Origin of the sequence: Nesterenkonia salmonea, from assembly GCF_005771525.1 — a bacterium.
Lineage (GTDB): Bacteria > Actinomycetota > Actinomycetes > Actinomycetales > Micrococcaceae > Nesterenkonia > Nesterenkonia salmonea.
This window is the reverse complement of the sequence record NZ_VAVZ01000024.1, coordinates 45,523-52,314: the sequence shown is the minus strand read 5'-3', so window position 1 is coordinate 52,314 and position 6,792 is coordinate 45,523. Positions and strand designations below refer to the sequence as shown.

General features: G+C 62.2%; 8 protein-coding genes. 4 read left to right on the top strand and 4 right to left on the bottom strand.

The window, feature by feature from the left end; translation table 11 throughout:
- Both FEF26_RS15930 and FEF26_RS16105 read left to right on the top strand, forming a co-directional pair.
- A partial coding sequence (locus FEF26_RS15930) for a hypothetical protein (RefSeq protein WP_208012887.1) occupies positions 1 to 246 on the top strand: 246 nt, incomplete at its 5' end.
- A gap of 114 nt (positions 247 to 360) precedes the next feature.
- On the top strand, positions 361 to 606 hold the full coding sequence (locus tag FEF26_RS16105) for an alcohol dehydrogenase catalytic domain-containing protein (protein WP_424991733.1): 246 nt from the start codon (positions 361 to 363) through the stop codon (positions 604 to 606).
- A 96-nt stretch (positions 607 to 702) separates the two neighbouring features.
- Here FEF26_RS16105 and heR read toward each other — a convergent pair whose 3' ends face one another.
- The gene (heR, locus tag FEF26_RS09595) at positions 703 to 1,548 is read right to left on the bottom strand and encodes a heliorhodopsin HeR (RefSeq protein ID WP_138253318.1); all 846 of its coding nucleotides are present in this window, start codon (positions 1,546 to 1,548) and stop codon (positions 703 to 705) included.
- A 361-nt stretch (positions 1,549 to 1,909) separates the two neighbouring features.
- Positions 1,910 to 2,914 (bottom strand): alpha/beta hydrolase fold domain-containing protein, encoded by a 1,005-nt coding sequence (locus FEF26_RS09590; RefSeq protein WP_243730507.1) that lies wholly within the window; start codon positions 2,912 to 2,914, stop codon positions 1,910 to 1,912.
- 527 nt (positions 2,915 to 3,441) lie between these two features.
- Here FEF26_RS09590 and FEF26_RS09585 point away from each other — a divergent pair.
- Positions 3,442 to 4,284: a PhzF family phenazine biosynthesis protein gene (locus FEF26_RS09585; protein WP_138253317.1), complete on the top strand. Its 843-nt coding sequence runs from the start codon at positions 3,442 to 3,444 to the stop codon at positions 4,282 to 4,284.
- Between the two features lie 243 nt (positions 4,285 to 4,527).
- Positions 4,528 to 5,739, top strand: coding sequence for a glycine oxidase ThiO (gene thiO, locus FEF26_RS09580; protein ID WP_138253316.1), 1,212 nt, complete (start codon positions 4,528 to 4,530; stop codon positions 5,737 to 5,739).
- A gap of 25 nt (positions 5,740 to 5,764) precedes the next feature.
- Here thiO and FEF26_RS09575 read toward each other — a convergent pair whose 3' ends face one another.
- Together FEF26_RS09575 and FEF26_RS09570 are read right to left on the bottom strand one after the other, a co-directional pair.
- The gene (locus FEF26_RS09575) at positions 5,765 to 6,601 is read right to left on the bottom strand and encodes a hypothetical protein (protein WP_138253315.1); all 837 of its coding nucleotides are present in this window, start codon (positions 6,599 to 6,601) and stop codon (positions 5,765 to 5,767) included.
- On the bottom strand, positions 6,594 to 6,788 hold the full coding sequence (locus FEF26_RS09570) for a sigma factor-like helix-turn-helix DNA-binding protein (RefSeq protein WP_166432991.1): 195 nt from the start codon (positions 6,786 to 6,788) through the stop codon (positions 6,594 to 6,596). Before FEF26_RS09570 ends, FEF26_RS09575 begins: the two co-directional genes overlap by 8 nt.
- Positions 6,789 to 6,792 lie beyond the last annotated feature (4 nt).

The window sequence follows — 6,792 nt, the reverse complement described above, 5'->3', positions numbered from 1 at the left end:
ATGACCGCGCTCACGTTCAGGACCGTCATGGTCACCAGGTGCTACACCACTCTATGGGGCACTACTTATGGTCATCTGGATCTTCGTGGAAACCGGCATCATTGGGGGTTCTCATGGCTGCAAGGGCTCTACTTTGCGACAGGTCTCCTCCAGATAATTCTGGTGGTAGGAATACTCGCCGCAGCCGTACGGGAGAACACGGCGGTCTTCACCAGCGCACCACCCCGAGTCATTGGCCAAAAATGAGAGCATGGCATACCGGCTCCGTAGCAGGCACCCTGATCCTGGCGGAATGCCACATCCCCGCGCCCAAGGCTGACGAACTACTCGTGAAGGTACAAGCCTGAGGGGTGTGCCGCACTGATCTTCACGTCATCGACCGCGCATCCACCAGGTGTGATCCCTGATCATCAAGTCGTCGGAACTGTCGCTGCGGTAGGGGACGCCGCATTCCAACATGACTTAGGTGACAGGGTGGGCGTGGCTTGGCTGCGGAGCACGTGCGGGTCATGCCGATGGTGCCGGGAGGGGCCGCGTTCCTCGGGTTGGCCACTGAATTGCGACTCACTCCCAGAGTTGCTCGTTATTCTTTCCCTGAATTGGTAGCTGCGGTCGACAACCTTAGAGCTGGTCGAGGAGCTGGCTCAAGAGTCATGGTCCTTACCTAACTAACCGGCGTTCCAGTGAGTGGACGAGAGCTGATCAGCTCACCAGAACGTTCGCGAATACCTGCCACGCCAGCAGGCTCTTGGCGACCAGGCTCAGCACGATGTACGTGCGCTCTCCCGTCAGGTAGTTCTTCCATCGGCCGAGTTGCTTGTATTGGAGCCACTGGTTGACGGCAAAGATGTTGAAGAAGATGAACAGCGACACGATGATGCCATAGACGAACCCCGGCGGGCCTTCACCACCCTCAATGCCGACGTTGATGATCAGGTAGATAGCGGCTGCTAACCACGGGCCAACTCCGACGACGCATCCGAACCAGAAAGGGGTCCACCATGCTCGCTCACCACGTGCTGAGCGTCCGTTTTTCCCGTGCATAAGGCCGTTGTTTGCCATTTCCATCAGCCAGCCAAAGAAGATCATGGCGACGTTGGCGAGACCCAGGCCGATGAGAGCCGCGATGTCAGAGATGCCAAGTAGGAGGCTGATGAGCACGATCATGAGCGTCGAGGACAGGCTGTACTCCACCCAGCGGAAGCGGTTCCGTCCCTTAGACAGCTCGCGAATGTAGCGCCGAAAGCCCCAGGGGGAAACGATGAGGAAGTGGAAGAGAGCGGAGAGCAGAAGGAAGGATGCTGTCGCGATCCCGAGAGGGAGATCGAATACCAGGTTCGGGGTGCCTTGTGACACCGGTGTCCCTGGCGGACCGTTAAAAGTGAAGGTGGAGAGGGGCAGGGAAAAGTCATTACTGAGGGCGAGCATGGCTGAGCCGGAGACCAAATGGAGCACCCCGATAACAGCGTTGAATATCCGCAACCGCCAAGCTGTCTGCGATGACACCGTGACGCAAGCCGTGTTGAGCTCGAGAGGGTGGGCACTCATGCACAAGAGTCTCCTCTGATCCAGCCATATCGTGAAGGGCCTTTCGCCTCTCTTATGTCTCCTTGGCTACCGGCCGATACGCAAAAGGCAAGCGGGATAGGCGATAGTGCGGGCAACCAGTTGAAACGTGCGTATCGGCAGCGGAGACTTCACGCCGCCATGAATGCGGTTCACATGACATTTGATGCCGTCAATTAAGAGGCAATGCGAGATGAGCTCGTTGATCGAGACCTCACGGAAGGGCTTAAGGTCTCTCTCGGGCACGTGGAACTACCGCACTATAGTTCAGCCGAGCTCGTGGCGGTACTGGCTGGTGCCTCGAGCCGACTAGAGGTTTAGCCGCCTCAGTCTCTCGGGCCTCTCAGTCGCCTTCTTGGGCGGGAACCGGCGGGTGTTCCTTCAATGCTCTGCGGATGAATGCGTCGCGCACGGCTGCAGAAGTCCGGGAAACCAGCGCCTCCGGAGCGATCGAGTCGAAACTGTGGAACCCGCCGCCCCACATGTGCAGATCTACGCTGATCCCCGCCGCTGAGAGCCGCTGCGCGTAGCTTAGAATCTCGTCTCTGAACGTCTCCGATGACCCGCAGTCAATGTAGGTGCGAGGCAATCCCGAAAGGTCCTCAGCCCGGGCTGGGGCTGCGTAGGGGGAGACATCAGGGCCACCCTGTTGAGAACCCAATAGTGCTTGCCACCCCATGAGGTTTTCATGCTGGTCCCAAAACCCCTGACCGTCCAGCATCTGACTGCTCGGGGTTTCAAGTCGGTCGTCGAGCATAGGGCCGATGAGTACCTGGTGAGACAACGCTGGATAACTGAGGTCACGGGCCATGAGAGCAGTGGCTGCCGCAAGACCGCCTCCGGCGCTGGTGCCGACGATCATGAGGTGCTCCTCGTCGATTCCGAGGTCTGCGGCATTCTGCGCGGTCCAGACCAGACCGGCATAACAATCCTGAACGGGTGCGGGGTGGGGGTTCTCAGGAGCAAGCCGGTACTCCACCGAAACGACGGTGGCGAGACCCTCAGCCACATAATTGACGAGTGCTTCGACCCCGTTCCGGCAGGTGCCCATCATCATGCCTCCGCCATGGATGAAGTAGATCCCGGCAGCAGTGAGGGTTCCAGAGGCTGGTCTCAGAATGAGCACAGTGATGTCCGGAGCGCCGTAGGGTCCAGGGACAGAACGCTCCTCCACCAAGACTCTTCCGCCAGCAGTGAGGTCCGGTTCGGGCTCACCGGGCACGCCTTCGGCCATGTTGCGGCGCCTCTCCTCAAGATTCTCCAAAGAGAGTGCAGGCATGGTGACGCGGGCGTTGGCTAAGGCTGGAACCAGCTCTGGGTCCCAGGGCGGGACGGGGTACGCATTCACCGGTGTTCTCCTCACAATGTGGCACGTCAGATCACTCTATGTGATGGCCATCAACTTCAGGCCCACCTGCGATTCTCCGGTGACATGCCACCCCAGAAAACCCCTGCCGTATTAGCTTTACCCTGCGCTAGAGCGGCTTGTGATGTTGAAATGGCAGGGTAGCGCCGCAGGTGGGATCCGGCCGGGATGCCGCGCATCATATCTGCACCTTGAATCCCAGTATGGGTACAGTCGGGCTGCAGGCATGGAGTCCGCCATGGGGGCCAGTGCCTTTATCTACGGATTCGCAGCGCTCGCCGCCGGGCTGCTGGTGCTGGCACACGTACCTCGCAAACGTGCGACCGAACCAGACCCTCAGGTGAAGTTTCGGACGAGGTCGCCACGGCAGTGATCGTTTCGAGCATTCACGAAGAATGTTTGAAGAAGTGTCGTCCCGTATCCGCCGCAGCATGCTATCGGCTATATCGATGAGTGCTACTAGGAACTGCCGTTTGCCGCGATAGATGGGTGGAGGCAGACTCATCAGCATGGTCAACGTACTTCGCTACTCCGCATTCACTACCGAGCCTGGTGGAGGTAACCCAGCCGGCGTCGTGCTTGGAGCTCTGAACCTGCCTCCAGAGGACAGGCAACGCATCGCTGCAGAGGTGGGGTATTCCGAGACCGCGTTCGTTGAGCCAGGCACAAGACCTTCTGAGTTCCTCGTGCGCTACTACAGTCCCTTGGCAGAAGTGGAGTTCTGCGGGCACGCCACAATCGCGACCGCCGTCGCTCTGGCCGATCGCGACGGGGTGGGAGATGTGGTGTTCGAGACTCGCGCCGGGCGCATAGACGTGAAAACTGAGTGGGTCGATGGCGTCATCCGTGCAGCGCTGACCAGTGTGGAGACTCGGAGCCGGCCCGCAGAAACGCAACAAGTCCACGCGGCGCTGGCTGCACTGGGGTGGTCCCCTGAGGATCTCTCGGCCGAGTTTCCCGTTCATGAGGCGTTCGGTGGTGAAAAGCACCTGATTCTGGTCGCGGCGACCCGCGAGCGTCTGGCCGATCTGGAGTACGACTTTGAGGCGCTGAAAGCGCTGATGAGTGAGCAGGGGTGGACCACGGTGCAGCTAATCTGGCCGGAGACTGACCAGCTCTTCCATTCACGCAATCCTTTTCCGGTGGGCGGGGTGGTCGAGGACCCGGCTACAGGTGCTGCTGCCGCGGCATTCGGCGGATACCTGCGCTCACTTGGGCGTATCCATGGCGTCCGTGAACTTACTGTGCTGCAGGGTGAGGATATGGGGCGTCCCAGTCAGCTCCAGGTGCGGGTTGATGAGGACTCGGCCCGAGTCGTCGTTGCTGGCTCTGCAGTCCAAATCCCGGGCTAGTTCCGCCGTCCCGTAGAGGTGAGAGCGGGGCTGGCGGGCCGACTGGGACGGTTTACCAAGGGTTATTGGAAATACCCTGCGCTATAACGCTGTGTGATGTGAGAGAAGCAGGGTAAAAGGGAACGGGGGCAGAGAAGGCAGGGTAAAACGGAGCGGGGGCCTCGGAGGCGGCGGAGCCCGGCGTCAACTCCCGCAGCGCCCACGCCCCAGCTCACCCAGCCGAAGAACGTAAGCTGAGGGGCTATGGCGCAATCTGCTGAACTTAGTACTGCAGTGGTTGGCGGCGGGATCGTCGGACTGCTGACCGCCTGGCAGCTGCGGTTGACCGGGCACTCGGTCACCATCATCGACCCCGAGCCCGGCGCGCAGGCCAGCTACGCCGCGGCCGGAATGCTCGCGCCCATCAGCGAGGTCCAGTACGGTCAGCAGCAGCTCTGGGACCTCATGACCGCCTCACGCGAGGAATACCCGGAGTTCATCGCCACTGTGGAGCGCGCCGCCGGCATCACCACCGGCTACCGAGAAAACGGCACGGTCCTGGTGGCGGCTGACCCGGGTGACCGGGATGCAGTGGCGGACCTTGTGAGAGTGCAGCAGGCGCAGGGCATGGAGGTCAGCCCGCTGACCAGCTCGGCGCTGCGCCGCCGCGAGCCTGCCCTCAGCCCCGGCCTGGCCAAAACATGGGACGTCCCAGGGGATCACCAGGTCAACCCCCGCCAGCTCATTCGCTGCGTCACCCAGGCGCTGAATGCCGCGCTGACCGAGTCTGACTTTCCGGGTGCTGGGCAACCTGCCACATGGGTCGCCCGCCGAGCATCCGGCGTGGATCGCACCGCTCAGGGCGGCATACGCATCCATTACGACGACGCCGCGTCCGCCGATTTTGCCCATGCTGTGGTGGTCCCGGGGCTGGGATACGACCAGTTGGCAGGTATTCCCAGCCGGCATGCGCTGGATCTTCGGCCGGTCTACGGGGACGTCATCCGGCTTCGGGTGGGCCGCGATCAGCTGGGTCCGGGGGAGGAGCACCTCATTTCTGCGACCGTTCGCGCCCGGGTCGGGGGCCGATCCGTGTACCTGGTACCGCGAGGCTCAGAAGATCCGTTGGAACCCCATGGTCTGGTGGTGGGGGCCTCGTCCCGGGAGGACGGGCTGCCCGGGACCCATGCAGGCAGTGTGGCGGAGCTGTTGGAGGATGCCGCTGCGGTGCTCCCGGCGGTGCGCGATATGGAGCTTGTCGAGATTACGACCCGAGCGCGTCCCGGTACTCCTGATGACCGTCCGTATCTGGGGATACCTGAGGCAGGAACGCCGCTTGTGGTCAGTACCGGCTTCCACCGTCACGGAGTGCTGTTGGCGCCATTGGCCGCCCGGCTGGGTGCGGCACTGATCAACGGCGGGCCGCTCACAGAGCGGGACGCTCAGCTCGTAGAAGCCTGCGCACTGGATCGCTAGCGCTGCGGTTCAGCTGCCCGTCACGTTAGTCGGACTCGGCCGCTTCAGTCTCAGTCTCCTCGGCTTCAGGGTCGATCGCATCCGGAAGGTCAGCCCCTGCGATCAGGTCCCCGTCGGCCGCAGTGATTTCCACTCGGGCGACCTCATCACGCATGATGGCGGCGTTCATGCGGCACTCGATGAGCACCTCCGAGCCGAAGAACGTCCCTGAAGCGTACTCATCGCCCTCCTCGGAAATGAGCACTACCGTGAAGCTTTCACCGGGTTCGAGCCCGTCAATCTCCAGCACGGTCTCGGTGCCCCAGGTGTGGGCGATGAGACTTGCGTCGAGGTCCACGCCCGGAGTTTGGGAGTCGAAGGCAACGTCTTCGACCGCACCGTAGGTTCCGGGCGGGCCATCAGGTGGTGCGTCCATGATCTGCTGGACGCCGACCGTGACAGCACCACCCAGGACCGCGCCCCCAGCTGCGGCCAGAGCGAATGCCGCACGGCGCCGGCTCCTGGTACTCGTTGACCGTGCGAACTGCTCATCCAGGGCTGGATGCAGTGAGGCGTCGGCACTCGAAGTCTCATGGTCAGGGACCGGGCCACCTGGTTGTTCGGCGGGAGTGCCGTCGTCAGAACTAAGATCCCCGGCAAGACTGAGTACGGACTGCTCAAGGCTCGGCGGCGGCGTCGCCTCTTCCCATTGATGTCCCGCGGTGCGCAGCCCGGTCACAAGGGAGCAAAACTCGGCCATAGTGGAGTCAATACTGGGGTCCTGCGCGCGGAGAGCCTCGAACTCCTGCTGCTCCGCTGGGCTCAGGTCACCGGCCAAGGCCGCAGCGATCAGCTCCTGGGCGCGATCGGAATGTTCAGTCATCGCTCTCCTCCCCGGATGTGATGTGCTGACGCAGGGCCCGCAGGCCGTGGAAGGTCCTCGACCGCAGAGTCGACACGGAGACGCCGAGTGCGTCGGAGAGCTCAGCATAGCTGAGGCCCACCACGTGGATGGCGATCACGGCTTGCCGGTGGTCACGGCTCAGCGCTGACAGGGCTTCCAGCAGCACCAGG